Below are 23,404 nucleotides of genomic sequence, written 5' to 3'. Positions count from 1 at the left end.
ACCATAAATGTATTTTCATTTTTGAACTTTTTATTATGCCAGAATTACCAGATTTAGAAGTATTCAGTGCAAACCTTAATGAAGCCTTTGCCGGTAGAAAATTGAGTACAGTAGAAGTGCCTAATGATAAAAAACTGAATGTAACTCCTGAAAAATTGAGGGAGGTACTGAATGGTCAGCTACTGAAATCTGTGACCCGATCCGGGAAGGAACTTCATTTTAACTTTGAAAAAGATGTGCTGGCATTACACCTCATGTTAAGGGGGCAATTGCATTTCTTTGAAGAAATTTATGCGATTAAATATCCGGTTATAGCGCTGTGTTTTGAGGGTGATCTGGGCTTAGTGATGTCAGATCCGCAAAAGATTGCAACACCAACCTTGAATCCTGCGCTTGCAGCTGCACCGGATGCACTGGATGAAAAAGTAACACCAGAGTTTTTAAAGGAGCATTTAAAAGGTAAAAAGTCAGCTATTAAAGGGATATTACTAGACCAGCAGCAAATTAGAGGAATAGGCAATGCGTATGCTGATGAGATCTTATGGACAGCCAGGATTTCTCCCTTTTCTATTGCCGGAAAGATCCCTGAAGAAAAGGTAAATGATTTACATTATGCCATTCATAAAGTGCTGACAGATGCGGTAAAAGAAATCAGAAAAGTACATCCTGCAAGTATAACCGGGGAGTTCAGAGATTTTCTAAAAGTTCATACGCAGCACAATCCCAAAAGTCCAACTGGTGCAGAGATCCTCATTCATAAAAGCGGCGCGAGGAAAACTTATTATACAGCAGAACAGCAGCTTTTCAATTGAGCTAAGGCTGCCGACTGGTTGCTTAACTTAACGTATGCACCAAGGAAATTGCTTCATTTCTCGCCTTTTGGCATACCGTGGTAATGGTATGCACATGTTTTTTTAGCATTTTATAAGGAGCATCTAAAGCATCCAAGGCTTCCAGTTCTGTTTTTAGCTTGTTTTCTAAGCCAAGAATAGAAATACTGGGCAGCATGTAATGGGCACTTTGTTTCAGTTGATTAAAATTGCCTTCATTGAAATTTGTATTCAATAGATGGAGGTCTTCGAGAATTTGATCAATAAAAATTTCTACAATCTCTTTTTCAAAGGCTAAGTCTCCATTGCTAAGGGTTTCAATATAGCTGAGGTCTATATATTCGTATTCTGGAGCAGTATAGGAGTTAGGTTGAGGCATTTGTTGAGTTGCGATAATTAACTATTATAAGCAAAAAATAAGCCAGTTCCTGATTTATAAAATTTGCAGGCGTTTATTTAAGGCTGCACGGTACGCATCGGAAACAGGAACGAAGTTTTTACCGAGGACTAGAGTGCTGCCTTCCAGGGTATCTATTTTGCTGATATTAACGATAAAAGAGCGGTGAACCCTAAGGAAAGTATTGTCGGGCAGCTTATCAACTACCGATTTCAAGGTCGAATGAATGAGGTAGGTATGGTCGCTGACATATATTTGTACGTAATCACCCTGTGCCTCCAGAAATAAAACCTGGTCGAGCGATAATCTTCTGATCGTATTGGAATCCCTGATGAAAATATAATCTTTATCCCTGATAGCAGTGCTGAATGTTTTGGTCTTTACAAACTCCCGCAAGCGTTCCATGGATTGAAGAAACCTGACCGGACTGACTGGTTTGATCATGAAATCAATCACATTAAGGTCAAAAGCATCGGCAGCATAGTTCCGCTCCGAAGTGGTGAAAATAATCATCGGGCTGCTTTTTCCAAGGCTTTTTACCAATTCCATTCCCGTCATACCGGGCATTTCAATGTCCAGAAATAAGAGGTCAATAGGCTGGTTGATAATTTGATTATAAGCTTCTTCAGCATTGCTGCATTCCCCGGCAAGGGTAAGCGAACTGTCCAGACTGATCAGTTTTTTGAGCGTAGTTCGGGCGATTTTATGATCGTCAACGATGAGGCAATTCATGAGCATTAAGTTAACCTTGTTCAAAATAGTTATAAATGATCAAAAAATGAAAGTGTTTTTTAGCTTGTTTAACGATTGATTATGCCTTTCTACCTATTCTCGCTTTCTACATGCATTAAACCGATCTAATTTTGTCTTACTAAATCAATCAGAGCAGAAAGATTTTTTAGAGCGGATAAGTGGGGGGAGAATTGCAGATGGTTAAAATACTTCGGTGTTTTCCATCTGCATTATTAGGTAAAGATCATTTTAAATGAGCTATCTTTAAATAAATTTAGCTTATCATACTCGATGTACGGAGATCATGTAAACCTTCTTCCCATTCCCGGAGAGGCGTTGTTCCTTCCAGGTTTTTTTACGGAAGAAGAAAGTAATGTGTTTTTTGATGAACTGACTACTGGCATCAGCTGGAAACAGGAACCGATCCAGATTTTTGGTAAAACTGTTCTACAGCCACGGTTTACTGCCTTTTATGGGGATCCGGAGCTGAGCTATAGCTATTCTGGGATCACCATGCATGCTTTACCCTGGACAGCGGCTTTATTAGCAATTAAGGAAAGGATTGAAAGGCGTTATCAGGTGAAATTTAATGTGTGTTTGCTGAACCATTATCGGGATGGGAGCGACAGTATGGGTTGGCATAGAGACAATGAAAAGAGCCTGGGGAGATACCCTTTCATCGCTTCTGTGAGTTTTGGTGCTCATAGAATTTTCCAATTCAGGAGGTATAAAGAAAAACTCCCAATCATTTCTATAGACCTCACTGCGGGGAGTGTGCTGATTATGAAAGGGGAAACCCAGCGTTATTGGGAGCATCGGCTGCCCAAAACGGTCAAAGTAACTGGGCCTAGAATCAACCTGACTTTTAGGTTGATCCTGGATAAATAACTCGCCCTATATGGTCCTGTGCTGATTGTTGTATTTAAGTCAGAATAGCGGAAAGAGTTTTGTAAATATAATTTACCCATTACTTTTGTTAACGGTGTTAACAAAAGTATACATGATATGGGAATTGCAGAGCGTAAAATCAGACAAAGGGAAGAATTCAGGGCTAGTATTTTAGAAGCAGCATGGCAGCAGGTCATTTCTGACGGCTGGCAATCTTTATCTATCCGAAAAATTGCAGATGCCATAGAATACAGCATTCCAGTGATTTATAATCACTTCGAAAACAAAGAGGCGATTCTTTTAGAATTTACCAAAGAAGGTTTTCAGAAACTGGCGGACACTTTGCAAACAGTTAAAGACCAATATACCATTCCTGCAGAGCAATTGGAAGCCATGGCACATGCTTATTGGGATTTTGCATTTGACCATAAGGAATATTATCAATTGATGTTTGGTTTAGGAATTCCGGCCTGCGACCGTGTAAACGAAATCGAAGAACTGAAAAATGCTACGGGTATTATGATTTCTACCATCAAAACCGCAATCGAAGAAAGCAGTCATCCTGAAACTGACTATTTTTTAAAATACCATACTTATTTGTCTATTCTTCATGGCCTGGTTTCTATTCAGATGATTCAAAAAGAAGGAAAACCAGATGCAGCGAAGAAAATGATCCTTCAAGATGCAATTTCTGGCTTCATTATCTCCATAAACAGGAAGTAATTCTTAATTTTAATACATCTTATCACCTTTAAATCATACCCACGTCAATGAGAAAACTATTCAACACGAATTTTAATCAAGAGGGCATTCATTTTATGTTGCTGGTCTTGCGCGTAGCCATCGCTGCTTTTATGTTAACACATGGTTATCCAAAACTACAATACCTGACCTCCGGTGGCCCAATAGAATTTATGGATTTCTTAGGAATCGGTCAAACTGCTTCCCTGGCACTCGCTGTTTTTGCTGAATTTTTCTGCTCAATATTATTACTGTTTGGAGTAGGAACCAGATTGGCAGTCCTCCCTTTAATAGTAACTATGCTGATCGCCATATTTATGGTGCATGCAGCAGATCCTTTTGAAAAGAAAGAACTGGCTTGTCATTATTTGCTGGTTTACTTATTTCTACTGGTATCAGGAAGCGGTAAATATAGCATTGACCACCTCATTAGCCGCAACCAAAGTAAAAGAAGACGTTAGACACTTATCCTGCAGGTCTTTTATATCAATTGGCAGAATAATCCGTTATAGCTAGGTCACACACAAGAACAGTAAATCATGAAAAAGATCATTATCCTTTGCCTAACGGCGATTATCCTTCAAAGCTGTAGTGTCAGCAGGCAGCAAATAAAAGCGCTGGAAAAATGCACCTATAAAGTAGTTTCTGCTGATCAGATTTCTCTAGGAGGCACAGATGTGAAGCGGTTGCTGAATGGTCAGGAGCTTAATTTGGCCAGTCTTCCTGGATTAGCACTAGGCTTGTTAAGGCGAGATGTGCCTTTAAAAGCACGCATAAACCTTGAAATTACAAATCCAACTCCCAATAATGCTGCAATAAATGAATTTGAATATAAGATCCTGATCAATAAAGCAGAAATTGCTTCTGGTTTTGTAAACCAGGAAGTAAAGGTAGAAGGAGGAAAATCAACTGTTGTCCCTGTAGATATGGTGGCAAATATTTATCCTTTTGTATCCAATAGCAAAGTGATGGGAGAGATTACAGAATTTCTTAAAGGAAATAAAGGCGGCGGAGAGAAAAAAGGAATACTTACTTTAAAAATCAGACCGAGTATTAAAGTTGCCGGTGCATTGATTAAATATCCAGGATTTATCACCATAGATAAAGAGGTGAGCAGTAAAATTTTATTGTAAATAGCCTTTTTGTTTTACAACCTGATTACAAATATTGACGAAATTAAGTTTCAGATTGAGGATGTTTTATTTACATTCGGATATTAAGATCTGTTTATGAACCTTCGTCAATATTTGTTTTTAATACCATTTGTTCTTCCATTTTCTTTAAAAGCGCAATCTGCTGTGCAGCAGCTGAATGCAGCCGAGATTAAGCAAGGCCTGGAAGCGCTAAATGTGACTGGCAGTGTTTTGTATATCGCGGCGCATCCGGATGATGAAAATACACGCCTGCTGGCCTATCTGGCCAAAGAAAAAAAAGTAAGAGCGGGGTATCTCTCGCTCACGAGGGGCGATGGCGGACAAAACCTAATTGGTCATGAACAGGGCGAATTACTTGGCCTGATCCGTACCCAGGAGCTGTTAGCCGCCAGAAAAACGGACGGTGCAGAACAGTTCTTTACCAGGGCCAATGATTTTGGCTTCTCTAAAACCCCGGAAGAAAGTTTCAAGATCTGGGATAAAAATAAAATTCTTGCTGATGTTGTATGGGTGATTCGTAAGTTTCAGCCTGATGTGATCATTACCCGTTTCCCGGAAGATGGACGCGCTGGACATGGGCATCATTCCGGTTCCGCAATCCTCGCACGCGAGGCCTTTGTGGCCGCAGCAGATCCAAAACAATTTCCTGAGCAATTGGCCTATGTGAAACCATGGCAAGCTAAAAGAATCGTTTGGAATACTTATAATTTTGGAGGAATGAACACGACTGCCGATGATCAATTGAAGATTGATGTTGGTGCATACAATGTATTATTAGGCAAAAGTTATGGGGAGATTGCCGCGGATAGCAGATCTAATCATAAAAGTCAGGGGTTTGGTTCCGCAAAGCAACGCGGTGCAGCGTTAGAATATTTTAGCCCTATTGCCGGATCAAAGGCGAAATCTGACCTGTTTGAAGGACTGGATTTTACGCTTGGCAGATATCCTGGAGCCAAACAAATCCAACAATTGGTGACAGATATCAATAACGAATACCAGGTTTCCAATCCTGGAGCCTCCGTACCAAAATTGTTGAAATTAAAAGAATTAGTGAAGGGGAAAGCATTTAAACAGGATTTGCTGGATCAGTTGATCCTTGCCTGTTCTGGGGTATGGCTGGAGGCAGCGGCCATGAATCCTGCCTATACTTTGAACGATTCTATTCCTGTGAAAATACAGGCGATCGCCAGAGCGGGAAAAGATTTCTCTTATCCTATTCTAGTTACCGAAGGAAGTACCGGAGCCAGTGTACAGCTTGCGCCTAATCAATTGGTTGTGCTGGACCGGAAGATATTTGGAACGGCATCCCAAATTACTCAGCCCTACTGGCTGGCAAAAAAACATGGACAGGGAAGCTATACTGTAGATGACTTATCTTTAATCGGACTTCCGGAAAATGAACCTTTCATAAACGGGATATTTCATATTAAAATTGGAGATCAGCTGATCGAAAAAAAGGTGCCTGTCATATATAAATTTACGGATCCCGTAAGAGGAGAAGTTTATCAGCCATTGGTGATTGCTCCTCCAGTAACAGCGACCTTCCAGGAAAATGCCTTCCTTTTTAATGGTCAGGAGAGTAAAATGATCACTGTGGCACTGAAAAGCTTTCAGGAGAAAGCCGTAAGTGGCACCTTAACGGTGCAATTGCCAGAAGGCTGGAAAATGACGCCGCAGCAGCTGGATTTTAAACTCAGTAAAAAAGGAGCAGAGGAAATGCTGACTTTTAAATTGAGTCCAGCCGCCAATGCTAAAGCTGGAGAAATGGTGTTGAATGTCAACGTAAATGGGAAAACTTTTCATCAAGGATTAGGGGTGTTGAACTATGACCATATTCCTTTACAAACGTTATTTCCACTCGCTTCCGCAAAGATCGACCAGACTGACTTGAAGTTTGCCGGTAAGAAAATTGGTTATATAGCCGGGGCAGGCGACCTGATCCCGGAATCTCTGAAGCAAATTGGTTTTGAATTGACCCAGCTTTCCGAGCAGCAAGTTCTAAACGGGGATCTTTCCCATTTTGATGCCATTGTAACCGGCGTTCGCTTATATAATATCAATACTAAGATCACCGTCATGCAGCCAAAACTGATGAAGTATGTGGAGAATGGTGGTGTTTTATTGGTACAATACAACGTTAATTCCCCATTAAAACTAGATCATATCGGACCTTATCCTTTCCGTTTAACCACCGAGAGGGTAACTGAGGAAGATGCAGCTGTTCATATACTGGCGCCTAATCATCCTGCTTTAAATTATCCAAATAAAATCAGTCAACAGGATTTTGAAGGCTGGGTACAAGAAAGAGGTTTATATTTTGCGGTTGATGTTGATCCAAAATATACACCGATCCTTGGAATGCACGATACCGGTGATATGGAGAAAAGTGGTTCCTTACTGGTTGCCGATTATGGCAAAGGTAAATTTGTTTATACTTCCCTATCCTTTTTCAGGCAGTTGCCTGCGGGAGTTCCAGGCGCCTACCGACTGTTTATAAACCTGCTTTCAAAAAAGAAATAATGGATAATTACCGGGTGTTTTATAGGTTTCTAATTGGCTGGCTCATTTTTTTAATCCTAGCATTTTATGCGTTTACTAAATATTTTCAATGAGTAATATAGATTGGGCCGTATTGATCATTACCTTGGTTGCCATTGTCGTTTATGGCATTTATAAAAGCCGGGGAGCTAAAAATATTCAGGGATTTTTGCTGGGCAACCAAACGGCACCGTGGTATCAGGTCTGTCTTTCGGTAATGGCCACACAGGCAAGTGCGATTACTTTTTTATCCGCTCCAGGTTTAGCTTACTCTTCAGGAATGAGCTTTGTGCAGTTTTATTTCGGTCTGCCATTGGCGATGATTGTATTGTGTATCACTTTTGTGCCGATATATCACCGACTAAAGGTGTATACCGCTTATGAGTTTTTGGAACAGCGATTTGATTTAAATACCAGGGCATTAACCGCGTTCTTGTTCTTGATTCAGCGGGGCTTGTCTACCGGAATTACTATTTATGCACCTTCGATTATTCTTTCCACGATATTAGATATTAATACTACTTACACCACATTGTTCATTGGAAGTTTAGTGGTTTTTTATACGGTTTATGGAGGTACAAAAGCTGTGTCCTATACTCAGATGTTGCAAATGAGTATCATTTTCTGCGGACTATTTGCTGCAGGAATCATGGTGGTACATTTACTTCCTGGAGATATTGGTTTTGGGAAAGCCCTGAGCATTGCCGGAAAAATGGGCAGGACAAATGCGATCGATTTCACCTTTGACCTGAACAATCCTTATACGGTTTGGTCTGGCCTGATTGGTGGATTCTTTTTACAGCTTTCTTATTTTGGAACGGATCAAAGTCAGGTAGGACGGTATTTATCGGGTGCTTCTGTGAACCAAAGCCGTTTAGGATTGCTGATGAATGGATTGGTTAAAATCCCAATGCAATTTCTGATCCTTTTGATTGGCGTACTTGTGTTTACATTTTACCAGTATAATCGCCCGCCTATATTTTTTAACAGCTTTGAATTAAATAAGCTGGAAAAGAGTGAATACCAGCCGGAACTGAATAAGTTAAAAACTGCTTATGATCAGTCATTTGTAGAAAAGCAAAAGGTAGTAGATCAGATGAATCAGGCTTTAAACAAAGGGGATAAGGCGGAAATTGATCGTTACCGGACTGCCTTGCAAATGGCTGATGAAAAAGGAAAGTCGATCCGAAAGGAAGTGACTACACTGATGACAAAGAATGATGAACATGCAGATGTCAATGACAACAATTATATCTTCCTGAGTTTTGTAACACAGTACTTGCCTAAAGGGCTAATTGGACTGCTGATTGCCATTATATTTTTAGCCTCGATGGGCTCAACAGCCAGTGCATTGAATTCCTTAGCCTCTACAACCGTTATCGATATTTATAAAAGGCTGATCCGTAAAGATGGATCTGATCATGAATACCTGCAGGCTTCCAGATGGGCAACCGTATTTTGGGGCGTAATCTGTATCATTATGGCTTTATATGCCAGTAAAATCGGGAACTTGCTGGAAGCAGTGAATATCCTGGGCTCTTATATTTATGGGACTATTTTAGGAGTATTTCTGGTGGCGTTTTACATCAAACAGGTCAATGGAAGAGCGGTATTCCTTGCTGCAATTGCGGCTGAAATCGCAGTGGTACTCATTGGCAGGCAAGACTGGGTAGCTTATTTATGGCTCAATGTGATCGGTTGTATATTGGTCGTGATATTGTCAATCGCTATTCAGCAGTTTACCAAGGAAACCAGGTGCTTAGAAAAACCAGTATAGATCGCCTTTTTATTCAAAAACGGGCTGCATCATGATTTGATGCAGCCCGTTTTTGTTTTAACCGATGCGAATGAACCGGATGTTATTTTTTTGCTTCAGCAAGCAACGCGCTGTTTAGTCTCACATACTCGTCAACTTTAGCCTCAGTAGCTAATTTAATTCCAGCTTCTGCAGAAGCAATTGCTCCGGCTTTATCACCTTTTTTCAATTGAATACGGCCTTTCCATAACCTTACCCATGGTGCTTTAGGATCTGCAGCTTCAGCAGCATTGATCCATTCTAATGCTTTATTCAGGTCTTTCCCATTTTCAAAGTAGTATTGTGCAGCAGCGAAATAAGGTTTTTTCTCACCTTTCATTGCTTCATCGATGCTAGCCATTACCTGAGCATCAATTTCTGTGCTTAGGTCAATGTTTAAGCCTGTGTTTTCCCATGACAACTGTAATTGAGCCGTAGTAGGGTACACATTGGCAAACTGAATGGTGAAGGTTTCAACTTTTTCCTTTAGTTTAACAGGCTTTACTTTGATGCGCAATACATCTTCGGCCTCTTTGTATTCATAAGCACCCCATTGTTTTGAATCTTTATTGAAGATAACTGTCCACTCATCTTTACCAGGAATGGTAAATAAACCGTAAGTACCAGCTGCAAGCTCTTGTCCGCCAATTTTCACAGGATCACTAAAGGTGATGGAAGTAGCTGAGTTAGCACCTGTACGCCAAACTTTGTCGAATGGCTCCATTCCTCCAAAAACTTTACGGCCTTTGGTATTTGGGCGTGAATAAGAAACGTTGATTTTACCCAATCCAAAACTCTGTGTGATGGTCTGAGCAGAACTCGCCTGCGGTATTTTGATACCTTGAGCCTGAAGTTCCGTGTTTAATGAAACTGCCAGAGCGAGAATCATCAAAGTTTTTAATGTTGTCTTCATTTGATTATTTTTTTTGTTACTAATTTACACTAAAGAATGATTATTTGCTACAAATCAAGTTTCTGAGGTTATATATGACGAACAAATTAGAGAATCATTGTTAAATTAGCCAAATGCTGAATGTACGTTATATTTTTCCCTTGGTGGCCACTGTTTTTTTATCCTGTGCGGCGGTAAAATCTCTTCCTGATCCAGGAATAGAAACCGGAGTTTCCCGAGATCTCGCGAATTATAGAAAAGCTAATATTTCGGAGGTTCATTACTTGATGGAATTGGATATTCCCTCAGAAAAAGAACAGAAAATTGCTGCAGTAGCTGAGGTTTCATTCCAGCTTAAATCCACAAAATATCCCCTGCAGCTTGATTTTAAAGAAGATAAAAGTCTGCTTAAAAAACTTTCAGTAAATGGAATGCCTGTTGAAATTCAGCTGGTTAATGAGCACTTAATTGTAGATCAGAAATACCTGAAATCAGGAAGAAATGTAGTTTCCATAGAATTCTGGGCGGGTAATGGTGCTTTGAATCGAAATTCAGACTATTTATATACGTTATTTGTGCCTGATCGTGCAAGAACAGTTTTTCCATGTTTTGATCAGCCAGATATGAAAGCGGTTTATACCCTTACTCTAAAGGTAGCCAAGGATTGGGATGCAATTGCAAACGCAGTACTGAGAGATTCAGTAGTGACAGCAAATCGCAAAACTTATCATTATAAACCTTCTGATACCATAAGTACTTATCTTTTTGCTTTTGCCGCAGGGAAATTTAAAAAGATGACAGCACCAATGGATCGCCTTTCTGGAAATTTCTTATACCGTGAAACAGATACTGCAAAGCTTAACCATAGCCTAAATGAAATTTTCAGGATCCACGGTAATTCGTTGAAATTTATGGAGAAATGGACGGAAATTCCTTACCCATTCCAGAAGTTTGATTTCGTGGCCATTCCGGATTTCCAATTCGGAGGAATGGAGCATGTAGGTGCAATTCAATATAAAGAATCTTCCTTGTTTTTAGATGGAGGGGCGACGAAAGATCAGCTGAACTCCAGAAGTAATCTGATTGCTCACGAAACGGCACACATCTGGTTTGGAGATTTAGTGACCATGAACTGGTTCACAGATGTCTGGATGAAAGAGGTGTTTGCTAATTTTATGGCAGATAAAAGCACAGAAGCAATTACCGGAAAGGCAGATTTTGATTTGAAATTCCTGGTGGATCACTTTCCCGCTGCTTATGGGGTAGACCGTACCATCGGTGCAAATCCTATCCGTCAGGATCTGGACAATTTAAAAGATGCCGGAACACTTTATGGCAATATCATCTATCATAAAGCACCCATTATGATGCGTCAGCTGGAACGCCTGATGGGGAAAGATAAGTTTCAAAAGGGAGTTCGTGAATACCTGAAGAAATTTGCCAATGGCAATGCCTCATGGCCAGACTTAATTGCGATCCTGGATAAGTACGCCGATGCTGATTTACAAAAATGGAATAAAGTATGGGTAAATGACAGCGGCAGACCCATAATTGATTATCAATTGGAGAAGAAAGATGGTAAAATTACCAGTCTCCATATTCAGCAAAAAGCAGAGTATAAAAGTGGAACGGATAAAAGAATTGGAAGGGAGACTAGTGGTGGAACTGGAAGTGAAAAGATCTGGCCTCAGCTTTTCGAAGTCAGCTTATATTACCCTGACGGTGTTAAAGAACTGACGGTAAATCTAAATGCAAAATCAGTCGCCCTAAAAGAAGCTATAGGAATGGATGTTCCCTTATTTGTACAGTTTAATTCTTCCGGGCAAGGGTATGGCGTATGGCCGGTAGACACTGCAATGTTTTCAAAACTTTACAAAATCGAACAGCCATTGAATCGTGCTGCTGCCTACATTTCTCTTTATGAGAACATGCTGAATGGCAGATCCATCCAACCCGCTGCATTGCTCGAGTTGTTGATGACTGGTATTGGTCAGGAAAAAGAAGAACTTAATCTGAAACTGATGACTGGTTACATTAGTACTATTTTCTGGGAGTTTATGAAGCCTGAAGAAAGAATGGCCAGTCATAATAGATTAGAAAATGTACTATGGAGTGCCATGATTAACCAGCCCTTAGCAAATCAGAAAAAACTATATTTCAAGGCTTATCAGGACATTTTCCTATCGAAAGCCGCAACTGACCAATTAAACCTCATCTGGAAAAATCAAAAAGCACCGCAAGGTTTGATCTTATCGGAAGATGATTATACTGCATTAACCTTTGCTTTGGCCCTTAGAATGGAAGATAATTCCAGTCTGCTCCAATCACAGTTAGATAGAATTACCAATACAGACCGCAGGAAGCGTTATGAATACATCAGGCCTGCTGTTTCTTCAAATCTTGCCGACAGGAATGCTTTTTTCAAACGCTTGGAATTAAAAGTGAACAGGGAAAAAGAAGCCAATGTGGGTGTTGCCTTATACTACCTGCATCACCCGCTTAGGCAAGCGACTGCTATTGCGTACTTGCCTAAGAGCCTGGATATGCTTGTTGAAATCCAAACAACAGGTGATATATTCTTCCCTCAAAGCTGGCTGCAATCTACCTTTAGCTATTACCAGACGGAGGAAGCCGCAGCGCTGGTTACAGATTTCCTGAAAGCAAATCCTGATTATAATCCAAAGCTTAAAGCCAAAATTCTGCAGGCCACAGATAACCTTTACCGGGCCTCTGCATTAAGGAGTATAGCTAAATAATCTATTTTGGTTTAAGTGTTTTATAGGTCATTTTTAGTGTTTCGTTAAGATTTCCCTGGCTCAGCTGTAGACTGGAAGGATAACCACTGCTGTTGTATTCGTAAGTATATATGCTGCTGCTTGTACCAGAAGGCAGGTAATCCAGACGCAATGGATTACTGATGGAATAGATGGCTCTGGCTTGCTGTTGTGGCTGTGCCAGGAATAACAATTGAAAGTGGGGAATATGGCGGTAAATTCCGGAGTGTCCGTCGTAAGTGCTGCTCATGGTGGTCGTTTTGCCATTATTGGTCAGCACAATTTTGGTGATATTCCCCAGCTGATCATAGCTGATGTTTTCCTCTTCAATCAATTTGCCTTTTGTATCATATTTCTTTAATTGGGTGGTTCGTTTCCCCTCATCCTGAACCACCAAATAAAAACCATAGGATACTGAATTTTTATCAAACAATGCAATCTTGTCCAGCCGACCCTCTTTGTTGAAGATATAACTGACGATTTGCTGAAGCTTATTGTCTTTGTAGTATTCCAGCTCCATCGGAGTCTGGTCTGGGCGGTAAAAAAACTTGGTAACCCATCCATCAGATTGAACCAGCTCCATCAATAGGTTTTTTGCTTCATCATACTTGAAGGTCATCAGTAAATTTTGTGATTTGATAGTGGAGGGCACCAAGGCCGTATTCAACGGCGGATCAGGTTTTTCAGGCTCCTTTGTTTTGTCCTGTTCTTTGCCCGGATCTGGCCTTTTACTGCAGCTATAACTCAATAAAATACAACACAACGCGCATAGGTAAAATGGGCGCAGGAATGTTCCAATGGAGCGTTCGATCTTTCTGTTCATATAAGTGGGATTGATGAACTTCGAATCTATATTTAATTATCGATTTACGGTGATATTTATAACTAATAATTAATTTAAAGCATTTGATATTGTCTGCTGGTTAAATTAGACAGGACGTTTTGAAGAGTTTAACCTTTTGATTTTTTACCTGGAAATGTTTAATTAATCCATGAAAAATATGTTCTGCGCGCATTAAGCAGTACCTTAGCGGGCAAAGATTTCTTTTATCCATTACCGTTTATTTTAAATTTAATATGGACGATTTTTTAGCTGCCCGCCTTCAGATGGCCTTTTCCTTAGGCTTTCACATTGTTTTTGCTTGTATTGGAATGGTCATGCCATTTTTCATGTCACTGGCACATTTTTACTGGCTTAAAACGAAGAAAACAGTTTATCGTGATGTCACAAAAGCATGGAGTGCCGGTGTAGCGATTTTCTTTGCTACCGGAGCCGTTTCCGGAACGGTTTTGTCTTTTGAACTAGGCCTGCTCTGGCCAAAATTTATGGAACATGCCGGCCCAATATTTGGAATGCCTTTCTCATTAGAGGGAACGGCATTTTTTATTGAAGCGATTGCCCTGGGGTTCTACCTCTATGGCTGGAACAGGCTCAACCCTTGGTTTCATTGGGCAACAGGGGTAGTGGTAGGAATTAGTGGTTTGCTATCAGGAATTCTGGTGGTAGCCGCAAATGCCTGGATGAACAGCCCTGCTGGATTTGATTATATAGACGGACAGTACTTAAATATAGATCCGGTTAAAGCAATGTTTAATGATGCCTGGTTTTCTCAGGCCTTACACATGACGGTAGCCGCATTCGTGTCTACTGGTTTTGCTGTTGCAGGAGTCCATGCACTGATGATTCTGAAAGGTAAAAATGTAGCTTTTCATAGTATGGCCTTTAGAATTGCTGCAATATTTGCTACTGTTTTTGCCTGTTTACAACCCTTAAGTGGAGATATTTCTGCAAAAGACGTGGCCAAACGTCAGCCGGCAAAATTAGCCGCAATGGAGGCCCATTTTCATACGGAAAGGAATGCCCCATTGATCATTGGTGGTATTCCTGATACCGCTAGAAAAACAGTTGATTATGCGATCAGAATTCCTGGTTTACTTAGTTTTATGACTACCGGCGATTTTAATGGAGAGGTAAAAGGTCTGGATAGCATTCCGAAAGAAGATCATCCTCCGGTTGCAGTGACACACTATGCCTTTCAGATTATGGTGGGCTTAGGCATGGCGATGGTGGGAATAGCACTCTTATATTTCCTTGCCTTATGGAAGAAAAAAAACTGGCTTAGAAGTAATTGGCTGCTTAAGCTATTTGTGCTGGCCACACCCATGGGATTTATTGCTTTAGAAGCCGGCTGGACAGTCACAGAGGTTGGCCGACAGCCATGGATTATTCATGGGGTGATGCGTACTGCTGATGCAGTTACACCTATGCCCGGAATTGCCTATTCTTTTTATCTTTTTACTGCGGTATACATCTCTTTGGCAGTTATCGTGAGCTTGTTATTGTACCGCCAGATTACCATGGTAGGTAAATTATACAATTCATCATCCGAAGTTCCTAAAAGCTAATATTATGATATACGTTGTGATTATTTTTCTCTGGACCGCTATTTTACTTTATATTTTATTGGGCGGTGCCGATTTTGGGGCTGGTATTATTGAACTGTTTACCTCGGAAAAAAACAAAGAAAAGACCCGAAAAACGATGTATAAAGCGATTGGCCCTATTTGGGAAGCCAATCACATGTGGCTGATCATTGCTGTCGTGATTCTTTTTGTAGGCTTTCCTAAAATATATACCACTGTATCTATATATCTTCATATCCCATTGGTAGGGATGCTTTTGGGCATCATCGCCAGAGGTACCGCTTTTGTATTTAGGAATTATGATGCTGTAGAAGATGACATGCAGAAAGTCTATACGCCAATATTTGTGTATTCTAGCTTGATTACCCCTTTCTTTTTGGGGATAATTGCAGCTAGCGCTGTTTCAGGCAGGATAGATCCACAGGCAAATGACTTCTTATCGGCCTATATATTCAGCTGGCTGAACTGGTTCTCTGTTGCCGTAGGCATTTTTACAGTGAGTATCTGTGCGTTTTTAGCCACCATCTTTATCATTGGACAAACCACAGACGAAAACGATAGGAACCATTTTATTAGAAAAGCAAGGAGAATTATTTTTATCGTGATGTTTTGTGGAGCATTGGTGTTCCTTGCGGCATACTTTGAGCAAATCCCTTTGATTCACTGGATTTTTGGAGATACCCCAGGACTGATTGCTATCATTGCGGCCAGTATTTCATTAGTAGTCATGTTCTATGTATTGGGAAAAGACAAGCCCATTCTGTTAAGGCTGCTGGCAGGCTTCCAGGTCACCATGATTTTATTTGCTGCTACCTACAGCCACTTTCCTGATATTCTTTTATTAAAAGATGGTGCTAACCTTTCTTTATTGACGCATCAGGGCCAGGCTAAAACCATAGAGACTTTAGGTTATGCCTTATTGATCGGCAGTATATTTATTTTGCCGGCCTTAGTGTATCTGATTTATATTTTCCAAAAGAAAACGAATGTCGAGACAGATCATTAACCAAATTGCGATGGATAAAATGAGGATTGATTTTAACCTTTTGGCTTGACAATAAAGGCCCTGATAATTAAAAACACAATGATGAGCCCCATCAACATGATCATGATTTCTGACAGTCCTACTTTTACTCCTTGTATGTTCATGCTGATATTTTTTTTTAAGGTATAAAATAAAACCAAAAAAACTGCTGTTTTAAATTTTGATCAAACAATTAGACCGTTTATTAGCTTTTAAATAGAGAGAATTCTTTAAAATAGAAATTATGGACAGATTGATTATGGAATCCGTGTTAGCGGATGTAAATAGCTTTAATTTAACAAAAGACAGTCGCGATGGATTTAATGGAGCACTAAAAATGGGCTTCACTGAAGATCGTGCGGCCCAGGTTAACCATGCTTTTTCTGAATTAAGACGAATGGTTCAAGAGAAAGGTATTGACCTGATGATCTGTAAAACTATGGTGGATGGCATCTATGACCTGGAAATTTGTACGGATACTTTAGATGAACCGGTTCGGATTAATAACAAAGCAATCAGTAAGGAAATGATCCATGAAATTGGCGGACATATCGGTCATGATCCTAAGGTTTTGCTGGGGGCTGATGGTGTCTCAGCAGAAAATTGGCTGGGCATCGCTAAAATCGAAATCAAAAATTGTGAAGGTTAGTTTTTGATTCACAATTCTGTATGTAACAAATTAAGGTAGATATTTTATCCAGTATATATTTTATGTTTAATTCGCGTTGATTTTGGAGCAGGTCTGAGGCGGTAAAGAAGAATGGCTGAAGAACAAAAATCTTTACACAGAGAAAATTTGTGTAAAGATTAAACCTAAACCAATTTCTAAAGTCTTAAACACATCAAAGAATATATCGATCTCTTTAATTTGAACCATATGAAAATGAAACTCTCCAAATTAATCCCTTCTTCTTTATTATTGCTGGCCATCAGTTCAGCGGGATATGCGCAGAAACTGCCAGATGTACAAACTAATGGGGTATATGCACCCGCAGGAATAAGAGCGGATGGAAGGAATACAGAATGGAATGATAGTTTTCAGGCATTAAATAAGAGAACAAATATCTATTATACGATGGCCAATGACGACAATAACCTGTATGTCGCCATCAAATCTACAGAGGCCAGCAATAATACTAAAATCCTGGCTGGTGGGATTACGCTTTCCATCAATCCTGATGGTAAAAAGAAAGAAAAAGAAAGCATTACTTTAACTTATCCTGTAGTGAACAGAGCCAACATGAGAACTGGTGGCGGTGGCGGTCAGGGTGGCGGTCGTAGAACGATGATGATGGGTACAGTGATGGGTTCAGCCTCTGGAGGGCAAGTGAGTAAGTTACAAAGAGATTCTATGATGGCCGAAATGCAGAAAAAGCAATTGGCACAAGTGAAAGAGATTAGAATCAATGGCTTTAAAAACACTACGGATACTTTGATATCTATATATAATGAATACGGGATTAAAGCAGTTGCAAATATCACCAAAGACAATGCTTTATTCTATGAAATTGCTATTCCATTATCTGCTTTGGGGCTTTCTAAAGACAGTGCTGCAGAATTTGCCTACAACATTAAACTGAATGGCTTACAGATGCCAGGATTTGATGGTGGCGGCGGCGGCGGTCCAAGAGGCGGTGGCGGTGGTAATTTTGGTCCGCGTGGCGGAGGTGGTAACTTCGACTTTCAGGCACTGATCAGTCCCACTGATTTTTGGGGCAAGTATACCTTAGCAAAGAAATAATCTGGCCTAAAAAAAGGAACCAGTAGCCGGGTACCAGTTTACACATAGACACACACAAACAAACCATACAAACTCATGAACCATTTTTACTCTGTTACAGTCCCCCGACTGCAGCAATTTCAGCGTACCCGGCATTCTGGGCTATTAAAAAAAACATTACTATTATTAGGGTTCATTTTCAGTTCGGCTTATGGCTTCGCTCAAAACCAAAGTAAAGAAACTGCACCACCACCGCTTCCTACAAGGGAAATCAGTGGAATTGTAAAAGACTCTACGGATCTTGGCGTAATTGGCGCTACGGTAACCCTGACTTCGGTTAAGGATACGTTGAAAACCAGCACAAATTCAGATGGTATTTTTGTGTTCAAAAATGTAAAATCTGCTACTTATACGCTGATGGTTCAAAGTATTGGATATGCGGCAACTAAACCTGTTCGATATAAGCAGAATGATGCGATTCCGAGAATTGTAATGGATCCAATTACACTAAAAGAGGAGAAAAATCTCTTGAATGAAGTCGTGATCAGTGGTACGCCATCGATTACCTATAAAACAGATACAGTGGAATATAAGGCCAGTGATTATATCGTCAGGAAGAATGCCTCAGTTGATGAATTACTGAAGAAGATGGAAGGCATGGAAGTGGGAACCGATGGAACGTTAGTTCACCAGGGACAGTCGATCACTAAAGCTAAACTAAATGGTAAAGAATATTTAGGAGGCGATATCGCGAATGCCATTAAAAATCTTCCTGCGGAAATCGTTGATAAAATACAGATTGTTGACGATTATGGTGATCAGGCGGCAAGAACCGGCGTAAAAGACGGCGACGCAGAAAAGATTTTAAACATCACCACCCGAACAGATAAATCCGTAGGAAATATGGTCAATGCAAATGTGGCCGCGGGAAGTAATAAAAGATTTGAAAGTGGAGTTTTTGGAACCAGGATCAATGGAAATCAAATTATCGGTGTGAATGGAAGTTTCAATAACACGATAAATGGTGTGGCTTCCAGCGGTGATAACGGCGGAAGTAGCAATAGTGGAGGTGGAGGCGGCCGTGGTGGAAATAGTGGGAACAGTAGCAACGGTTCTGGTAATTCCGGCAGCAGCGGTGGCGCAAGCGGTGGAACCACTAAGATCGGTAATGGTTCAGTGAGCTACCGTGATAAAGTAAGTAAGAAAGTTGCAGTGAACCTGAATTATGGCTTCAATTCCTCAGATGTGAATTCCATCACTGAAAGCACAGCGAAAAGATATGCGGTAATCGATACGAATGTACAAAAAGGGGTGGTCGACAACTTAACAAATGAGCGGTCGAGAAGGATGTCTGATAACCTGACTCAAAGTCATAATTTTAGATTAGAAATAGAAGCTGACCTTGATAGCAGCAACTTTTTAAGAGTCATACCGACTTTCAGGACCAATTCAACAACAAGTACTCGTTTGGATACCATTTTTCAAAGAGGGTATAACAATAGAGATGAGTTTATCAGAAATTTAACAAAAAACACAAAGCCACAGATTGGTGCCTCTGTATTCTATCAGCATATATTCAAAAAACCACGAAGAAATGTTTCCATGCAGGTGGATCTGAACAATAATAACCAGGAGTCAGAGCAGATACAAGATGGTAGGTATACTTTTTACAATAAGGATCCTTTAATTCTACCTTACGATTCCCTGGTGAATCGGATTGTGGAACGTAAGAATTTGCAGAAGAATTATAGAGGTAGTCTGACTTACGTAGAGCCTTTAACGCTGAATACGCAATTGGAATTTAATGCCCAATTGAATTATAATGGTTACGACAATACAGCCACCACCAGAAATATTGGTGAGAACGGTGCACTTGCCGTGATTGATTCTTTAAGTAATATTTATGATTATTCATTTACTCAAGGACGTATTGCCTTAAATTATCGCTATGGCCTGGACAGGATGTCTAAAGTGAGGTTCTCTGTGGGATTAACCGGTGTACCTGCTGTTTTATCAGGGACGAAGGCGAGCTTAGGAACCAGTACACATAGAAATAGCTTTAACCTGATTCCAATTGCACGCTTTGAATATATGTGGTCCAGACAGCATAAAGTCCAAATCAACTATTCAGGAAATGCAGTTGAGCCTTCATTTGATCAGATTCAGCCAGTTAGAGATGTGACGAATCCACAGAGTCCGGTGATTGGTAACCCCGATCTTCTGGCCTCTTTTACTCATACCCTGAATGCCAATTACAATAATTATATCGCCAATTCAAAGCTGAATTATTCCCTGAATGTGAATGCTTCAACCACAGACAATGCGGTGATCAGAAATGTAGTACAGATCAGGACAGAACTTCCTAAAGGTGGGACCAATACGATCAATGAAATCAGGTACTTAAACACCAATGGGGTATACCGTATCAATGCCAACTATTCGGTGAACAAACAATTAAATGACAGAAAATATAACCTTGCTTTAAGTGGTTCCTATACCTATGATCACCGTTTGTCTATGTCGAACGGCGTACTAAATGTGGCTAATGTACAAACGATGATGGAACGTTTTGGTCCAAGGATCAACCCGACAGAATGGTTCGAGGTTAACCCGAATGTTTCTTATACCAATACGCGTTCGACTAACAGCGTGATCACTGCTGCCAATACAAATACCAATACCCTAGCCTTAAATGTGGATGGAAGGGTGTATTTATGGGATAGCTACTTATTTGGCTACAGCGCCAGCAAAAACTATGTAAGAGGAATCAGCTCTAACATCACTTCCAACCCTTTTGTAATCAATATGTATGCAGAAAAGGAATTTTTTGACCGTAGAGGAAAGATAACTGTTCAGGCATTTGATGTACTTAACCAAAATAACTTTGTCACACAGCAGATTGATGGTACCGATATTGTCGATACAAAATCTAACGCGCTGAGTAGGTATTTTATGGTTAAGTTAACCATGAGACTGCAGAAATGGTCTGGTGCGACTGGGAAAAATGGTAGAGGAGTGATGAGAAGAGGGGATGGAAGCTTCATGTAGGACAAAATCAATGAATCTGTTCGAAGGCTGGAAAATTTGCCCGAAGAGGGCAAACCTTCCTAGGCCTTTTCACAGACATTGATTTTGTTGGGAGTAGAAAGGGAAGAGTAGAAGGGGAAGAAAGGGAAGAGTAGAGAGAGAAGAAAGAAAGAGCAGACACGAAATAGGAAATTTTATAAAAGCCTCTGAATCATAAGGTCGAAGATTTATTTTAGATCCTATGATTCAGAGGCTTTTTGTTTTATCATCTATAAATAACTCAATCGCTAGAGGTCTTGGTATTTATTGATAATTCTTATATTCGTCCGGGGGATACAATGAAATGCTGAATTATGAAACAATATCGGACAACGAACTTGCCGAATTGTTGAGGTCTGGGGATAGGGCTGCATTCACAGAAATTTACAACAGATACAAATGGTTATTGCATACCCATGCCTATAAATGGATGCAGGACCGCGAGGAAGCCAAAGATATTATTCATGAACTTTTTGCCGCATTATGGACGAAAAGAGAAAGCCTGTCTTTTCCTGATAATTTATCTGCATATCTATATACCGCGGTTCGCAACCGGATTTTTAATGTCATTTCCCATCAAAAAGTAGCCTCCCAATATCTGAATTCCCTGCAAGCTTTTATCGATGAAGAGCAGGCAGCAGCAGATCACCTGGTTCGGGAAAAGCAAATGACTTTATTGATTGAAAAAGAGATTGCAGCCTTGCCAGCTAAAATGAGGGCAGTTTTTGAGCTGAGCAGGAAAGAGCAGTTGAGTCATAAAGAAATTGCCGAGCAGCTGACTATTTCCGAACAGACCGTAAGGAAACATGTACAGCATGCACTAAAGATTTTAAGGGTTAAACTCGGCCTCCTGGTATTTTTATTTCTGATTTCTCCTTAGTATTGATCCTGATTTCCAATTGTTAGGGACTGATCTTATATTTTTTTCATTTTTATTTACCCCCTATGGTCAGGTTGCCTGTCTGTTGTTTTGATAAGGAGAAACAACATCCTTCGCATATGGCAAAACTAGACGCAAAAGAGTTATTGATCAAATATCTTTCCGGTGAATGTACGGAAGAAGAGCAGGCGCTATTGGCGCAATGGCACTTGAACAGTACCGCAGATAGGGATGCTCAAATGACTGGTGCTGACTTAACCGAAAAGGAACGCAGCGAGGATTTGGACGAGGTTTGGGGAAGATTGCAACTGGAGGATGAAAAAGCTCAGCCGGAGCAAGCTCAGCCGGAAAAACTAAAACGCCATCTTTTATGGCCATCAATTGCTGCGGCTGCAGGGATTGCGATTGCATTAACTGCCGGACTGCTTTTCTATAGTTCTAAATCCACCAGGGAAGATAAAAACTTATCGGCGCAGGCTGCAATTGAACAGCAAATCCCTGCAGGAGGAAACAATGCCGTACTTACACTCGATGATGGCAGACAAATCTCTTTATCTGATGCTAAAAAAGGGACGCTGGCTACAGAGTCGGGCATCAATATCGCTAAAACTAAAGATGGACAGTTGGTATACCACCTTTCCAACGTCAATAAACCCAATATTTACAACACAATTAGTACCCCTAATGGTGGCCAATACCAGGTGGTGCTGCCAGACGGCACCAAAGTATGGCTCAATGCAGCTTCTTCTTTAAGGTTTCCTTTGACTTTTAATCAGCTGAGCGAACGCAAAGTGGAACTAAAAGGAGAGGCTTATTTTGAAGTCGCCAAACAATTTAAAAAAGGTAAATCACAAAGGGTTCCTTTTATCGTGCAGACTGAAAAGCAGCAGGTAGAAGTTTTGGGTACCCATTTCAATATCAATGCCTATAAAGAGGAGCCTGGCTTGAAAACCACGTTGATGGAAGGGAGCGTAAAAGTGACCGGCCACAAAAAGACAGTGATCCTCAAACCAGGAGAGCAAGCTATAGATAGCAATGGTCAATTGTTATCCGCTAAAGTAGATGTGGAAGAGGTGATGAGTTGGAAAAACGGTTACTTCCGTTTCAACAATACCGATCTAAAGACCATTATGCGTCAGGCTTCGCGCTGGTACAATGTAGATGTCGTTTATGAAGGTAATATTCCACCGCTTTTAATTACCGGAGAAGTTAGCAGACAAGTCGATGCCACTGCATTTCTGGAGATGTTGAGGTACCTGAATGTCAAGTTTAAAATAGAAAAGCAAACCAATGCCAGGAGTAAAATTCTGGTATCACTATAATCAACAAATTATAAACCATAAACTAAAAAAAGATGAAGAAACAATTACTAGCCCAAGAGTAGGAACAGAAGATATTAACCCACATATAACCGGGAAAGTGTTGAAGCACTTCCCCGGTCGAAGATCTCGATTGATACTCGGGATCAGTGTCCGGTTAATCATTTTTTTCTGTTTGTCCCGATGCTGATCGGGACGAAAAAAACGTGACAATAGACCTAACTATTTTT

The 23,404-nt window shown here is 40.4% G+C and carries 19 protein-coding genes; 15 read left to right on the top strand and 4 right to left on the bottom strand.

All coding sequences use genetic code 11. The annotated features are described in order from the left end of the window. The first annotated feature begins 35 nt into the window (after window positions 1-35). Window positions 36-812: a DNA-formamidopyrimidine glycosylase family protein gene (locus K7X70_RS21300; protein WP_222538942.1), complete on the top strand. Its 777-nt coding sequence runs from the start codon at window positions 36-38 to the stop codon at window positions 810-812. Window positions 813-834: 22 nt separating this feature from the next. Here the strand turns inward: K7X70_RS21300 and K7X70_RS21295 are convergent, their stop codons facing one another. After that, entirely contained in the window at window positions 835-1,209 is a 375-nt protein-coding gene (locus tag K7X70_RS21295; RefSeq protein ID WP_222538941.1) for a hypothetical protein, read from the bottom strand. A 54-nt stretch (window positions 1,210-1,263) separates the two neighbouring features. After that, window positions 1,264-1,959 (bottom strand): LytR/AlgR family response regulator transcription factor, encoded by a 696-nt coding sequence (locus K7X70_RS21290; RefSeq protein WP_222538940.1) that lies wholly within the window; start codon window positions 1,957-1,959, stop codon window positions 1,264-1,266. Window positions 1,960-2,250: 291 nt separating this feature from the next. On the opposite strand from K7X70_RS21290, the gene K7X70_RS21285 reads away from it, so the two are divergent. From K7X70_RS21285 to K7X70_RS21260, 6 genes are all read left to right on the top strand, one after another. Further along, window positions 2,251-2,847 (top strand): alpha-ketoglutarate-dependent dioxygenase AlkB family protein, encoded by a 597-nt coding sequence (locus K7X70_RS21285; RefSeq protein WP_222538939.1) that lies wholly within the window; start codon window positions 2,251-2,253, stop codon window positions 2,845-2,847. Between the two features lie 117 nt (window positions 2,848-2,964). Beyond that, window positions 2,965-3,570: a TetR/AcrR family transcriptional regulator gene (locus tag K7X70_RS21280; protein ID WP_222538938.1), complete on the top strand. Its 606-nt coding sequence runs from the start codon at window positions 2,965-2,967 to the stop codon at window positions 3,568-3,570. A 47-nt stretch (window positions 3,571-3,617) separates the two neighbouring features. After that, complete coding sequence (locus K7X70_RS21275) at window positions 3,618-4,049, top strand: DoxX family protein (RefSeq protein ID WP_222538937.1); 432 nt, start codon at window positions 3,618-3,620, stop codon at window positions 4,047-4,049. Window positions 4,050-4,127: 78 nt separating this feature from the next. After that, the gene (locus K7X70_RS21270; protein ID WP_222538936.1) at window positions 4,128-4,721 is read left to right on the top strand and encodes a hypothetical protein; all 594 of its coding nucleotides are present in this window, start codon (window positions 4,128-4,130) and stop codon (window positions 4,719-4,721) included. Window positions 4,722-4,817: 96 nt separating this feature from the next. Continuing rightward, window positions 4,818-7,262 (top strand): PIG-L family deacetylase, encoded by a 2,445-nt coding sequence (locus K7X70_RS21265; RefSeq protein ID WP_222538935.1) that lies wholly within the window; start codon window positions 4,818-4,820, stop codon window positions 7,260-7,262. An 88-nt stretch (window positions 7,263-7,350) separates the two neighbouring features. Next, entirely contained in the window at window positions 7,351-9,057 is a 1,707-nt protein-coding gene (locus K7X70_RS21260; protein ID WP_222538934.1) for a sodium:solute symporter family protein, read from the top strand. Between the two features lie 82 nt (window positions 9,058-9,139). On the opposite strand, the gene K7X70_RS21255 is transcribed toward K7X70_RS21260, so the two are convergent. Continuing rightward, a complete protein-coding gene (locus tag K7X70_RS21255) occupies window positions 9,140-9,988 on the bottom strand; it encodes a DUF2911 domain-containing protein (RefSeq protein ID WP_222538933.1) in 849 nt (282 codons plus the stop codon). Window positions 9,989-10,101: 113 nt separating this feature from the next. Here K7X70_RS21255 and K7X70_RS21250 point away from each other — a divergent pair, with 113 nt between their 5' ends. Then, complete coding sequence (locus K7X70_RS21250) at window positions 10,102-12,723, top strand: M1 family metallopeptidase (protein ID WP_222538932.1); 2,622 nt, start codon at window positions 10,102-10,104, stop codon at window positions 12,721-12,723. A 1-nt stretch (window position 12,724) separates the two neighbouring features. Here the strand turns inward: K7X70_RS21250 and K7X70_RS21245 are convergent, their stop codons facing one another. Next, window positions 12,725-13,564, bottom strand: coding sequence for a hypothetical protein (locus tag K7X70_RS21245; protein ID WP_222538931.1), 840 nt, complete (start codon window positions 13,562-13,564; stop codon window positions 12,725-12,727). Window positions 13,565-13,818: 254 nt separating this feature from the next. On the opposite strand from K7X70_RS21245, the gene K7X70_RS21240 reads away from it, so the two are divergent. The 7 genes from K7X70_RS21240 (at window position 13,819) to K7X70_RS21210 (ending at window position 23,177) form a co-directional block, all read left to right on the top strand. Next, window positions 13,819-15,147, top strand: a complete 1,329-nt coding sequence (locus K7X70_RS21240; RefSeq protein ID WP_222538930.1) for a cytochrome ubiquinol oxidase subunit I — start codon at window positions 13,819-13,821, stop codon at window positions 15,145-15,147. Between the two features lie 4 nt (window positions 15,148-15,151). After that, window positions 15,152-16,171: a cytochrome d ubiquinol oxidase subunit II gene (locus K7X70_RS21235; protein ID WP_222538929.1), complete on the top strand. Its 1,020-nt coding sequence runs from the start codon at window positions 15,152-15,154 to the stop codon at window positions 16,169-16,171. A 262-nt stretch (window positions 16,172-16,433) separates the two neighbouring features. Continuing rightward, window positions 16,434-16,838: a hypothetical protein gene (locus tag K7X70_RS21230; RefSeq protein ID WP_222538928.1), complete on the top strand. Its 405-nt coding sequence runs from the start codon at window positions 16,434-16,436 to the stop codon at window positions 16,836-16,838. Window positions 16,839-17,066: 228 nt separating this feature from the next. Next, entirely contained in the window at window positions 17,067-17,930 is an 864-nt protein-coding gene (locus K7X70_RS21225; RefSeq protein WP_222538927.1) for a hypothetical protein, read from the top strand. Window positions 17,931-18,005: 75 nt separating this feature from the next. Further along, the gene (locus K7X70_RS21220; protein ID WP_222538926.1) at window positions 18,006-20,957 is read left to right on the top strand and encodes an outer membrane beta-barrel protein; all 2,952 of its coding nucleotides are present in this window, start codon (window positions 18,006-18,008) and stop codon (window positions 20,955-20,957) included. A 322-nt stretch (window positions 20,958-21,279) separates the two neighbouring features. Continuing rightward, window positions 21,280-21,855 (top strand): RNA polymerase sigma factor, encoded by a 576-nt coding sequence (locus tag K7X70_RS21215; protein WP_222538925.1) that lies wholly within the window; start codon window positions 21,280-21,282, stop codon window positions 21,853-21,855. 119 nt (window positions 21,856-21,974) lie between these two features. Further along, window positions 21,975-23,177 (top strand): FecR family protein, encoded by a 1,203-nt coding sequence (locus K7X70_RS21210; RefSeq protein ID WP_222538924.1) that lies wholly within the window; start codon window positions 21,975-21,977, stop codon window positions 23,175-23,177. Window positions 23,178-23,404 lie beyond the last annotated feature (227 nt).

The sequence above is a fragment of the Pedobacter polysacchareus genome (assembly GCF_019802255.1).
Classification (GTDB): domain Bacteria; phylum Bacteroidota; class Bacteroidia; order Sphingobacteriales; family Sphingobacteriaceae; genus Pedobacter; species Pedobacter polysacchareus.
This window is presented reverse-complemented; position numbering and strand designations above follow the sequence as displayed.

Excerpts from the sequence above, each read along its gene's own strand:
- K7X70_RS21300 (WP_222538942.1), top strand. The coding sequence starts at position 36 with ATGCCAGAATTACCAGATTTAGAAGTATTCAGTGCAAACCTTAATGAA.
- K7X70_RS21295 (WP_222538941.1), bottom strand. The coding sequence starts at position 1,209 with ATGCCTCAACCTAACTCCTATACTGCTCCAGAATACGAATATATAGAC.
- K7X70_RS21290 (WP_222538940.1), bottom strand. The coding sequence starts at position 1,959 with ATGAATTGCCTCATCGTTGACGATCATAAAATCGCCCGAACTACGCTC.
- K7X70_RS21285 (WP_222538939.1), top strand. The coding sequence starts at position 2,251 with ATGTACGGAGATCATGTAAACCTTCTTCCCATTCCCGGAGAGGCGTTG.
- K7X70_RS21280 (WP_222538938.1), top strand. The coding sequence starts at position 2,965 with ATGGGAATTGCAGAGCGTAAAATCAGACAAAGGGAAGAATTCAGGGCT.
- K7X70_RS21275 (WP_222538937.1), top strand. The coding sequence starts at position 3,618 with ATGAGAAAACTATTCAACACGAATTTTAATCAAGAGGGCATTCATTTT.
- K7X70_RS21270 (WP_222538936.1), top strand. The coding sequence starts at position 4,128 with ATGAAAAAGATCATTATCCTTTGCCTAACGGCGATTATCCTTCAAAGC.
- K7X70_RS21265 (WP_222538935.1), top strand. The coding sequence starts at position 4,818 with ATGAACCTTCGTCAATATTTGTTTTTAATACCATTTGTTCTTCCATTT.
- K7X70_RS21260 (WP_222538934.1), top strand. The coding sequence starts at position 7,351 with ATGAGTAATATAGATTGGGCCGTATTGATCATTACCTTGGTTGCCATT.
- K7X70_RS21255 (WP_222538933.1), bottom strand. The coding sequence starts at position 9,988 with ATGAAGACAACATTAAAAACTTTGATGATTCTCGCTCTGGCAGTTTCA.
- K7X70_RS21250 (WP_222538932.1), top strand. The coding sequence starts at position 10,102 with ATGCTGAATGTACGTTATATTTTTCCCTTGGTGGCCACTGTTTTTTTA.
- K7X70_RS21245 (WP_222538931.1), bottom strand. The coding sequence starts at position 13,564 with ATGAACAGAAAGATCGAACGCTCCATTGGAACATTCCTGCGCCCATTT.
- K7X70_RS21240 (WP_222538930.1), top strand. The coding sequence starts at position 13,819 with ATGGACGATTTTTTAGCTGCCCGCCTTCAGATGGCCTTTTCCTTAGGC.
- K7X70_RS21235 (WP_222538929.1), top strand. The coding sequence starts at position 15,152 with ATGATATACGTTGTGATTATTTTTCTCTGGACCGCTATTTTACTTTAT.
- K7X70_RS21230 (WP_222538928.1), top strand. The coding sequence starts at position 16,434 with ATGGACAGATTGATTATGGAATCCGTGTTAGCGGATGTAAATAGCTTT.
- K7X70_RS21225 (WP_222538927.1), top strand. The coding sequence starts at position 17,067 with ATGAAAATGAAACTCTCCAAATTAATCCCTTCTTCTTTATTATTGCTG.
- K7X70_RS21220 (WP_222538926.1), top strand. The coding sequence starts at position 18,006 with ATGAACCATTTTTACTCTGTTACAGTCCCCCGACTGCAGCAATTTCAG.
- K7X70_RS21215 (WP_222538925.1), top strand. The coding sequence starts at position 21,280 with ATGCTGAATTATGAAACAATATCGGACAACGAACTTGCCGAATTGTTG.
- K7X70_RS21210 (WP_222538924.1), top strand. The coding sequence starts at position 21,975 with ATGGCAAAACTAGACGCAAAAGAGTTATTGATCAAATATCTTTCCGGT.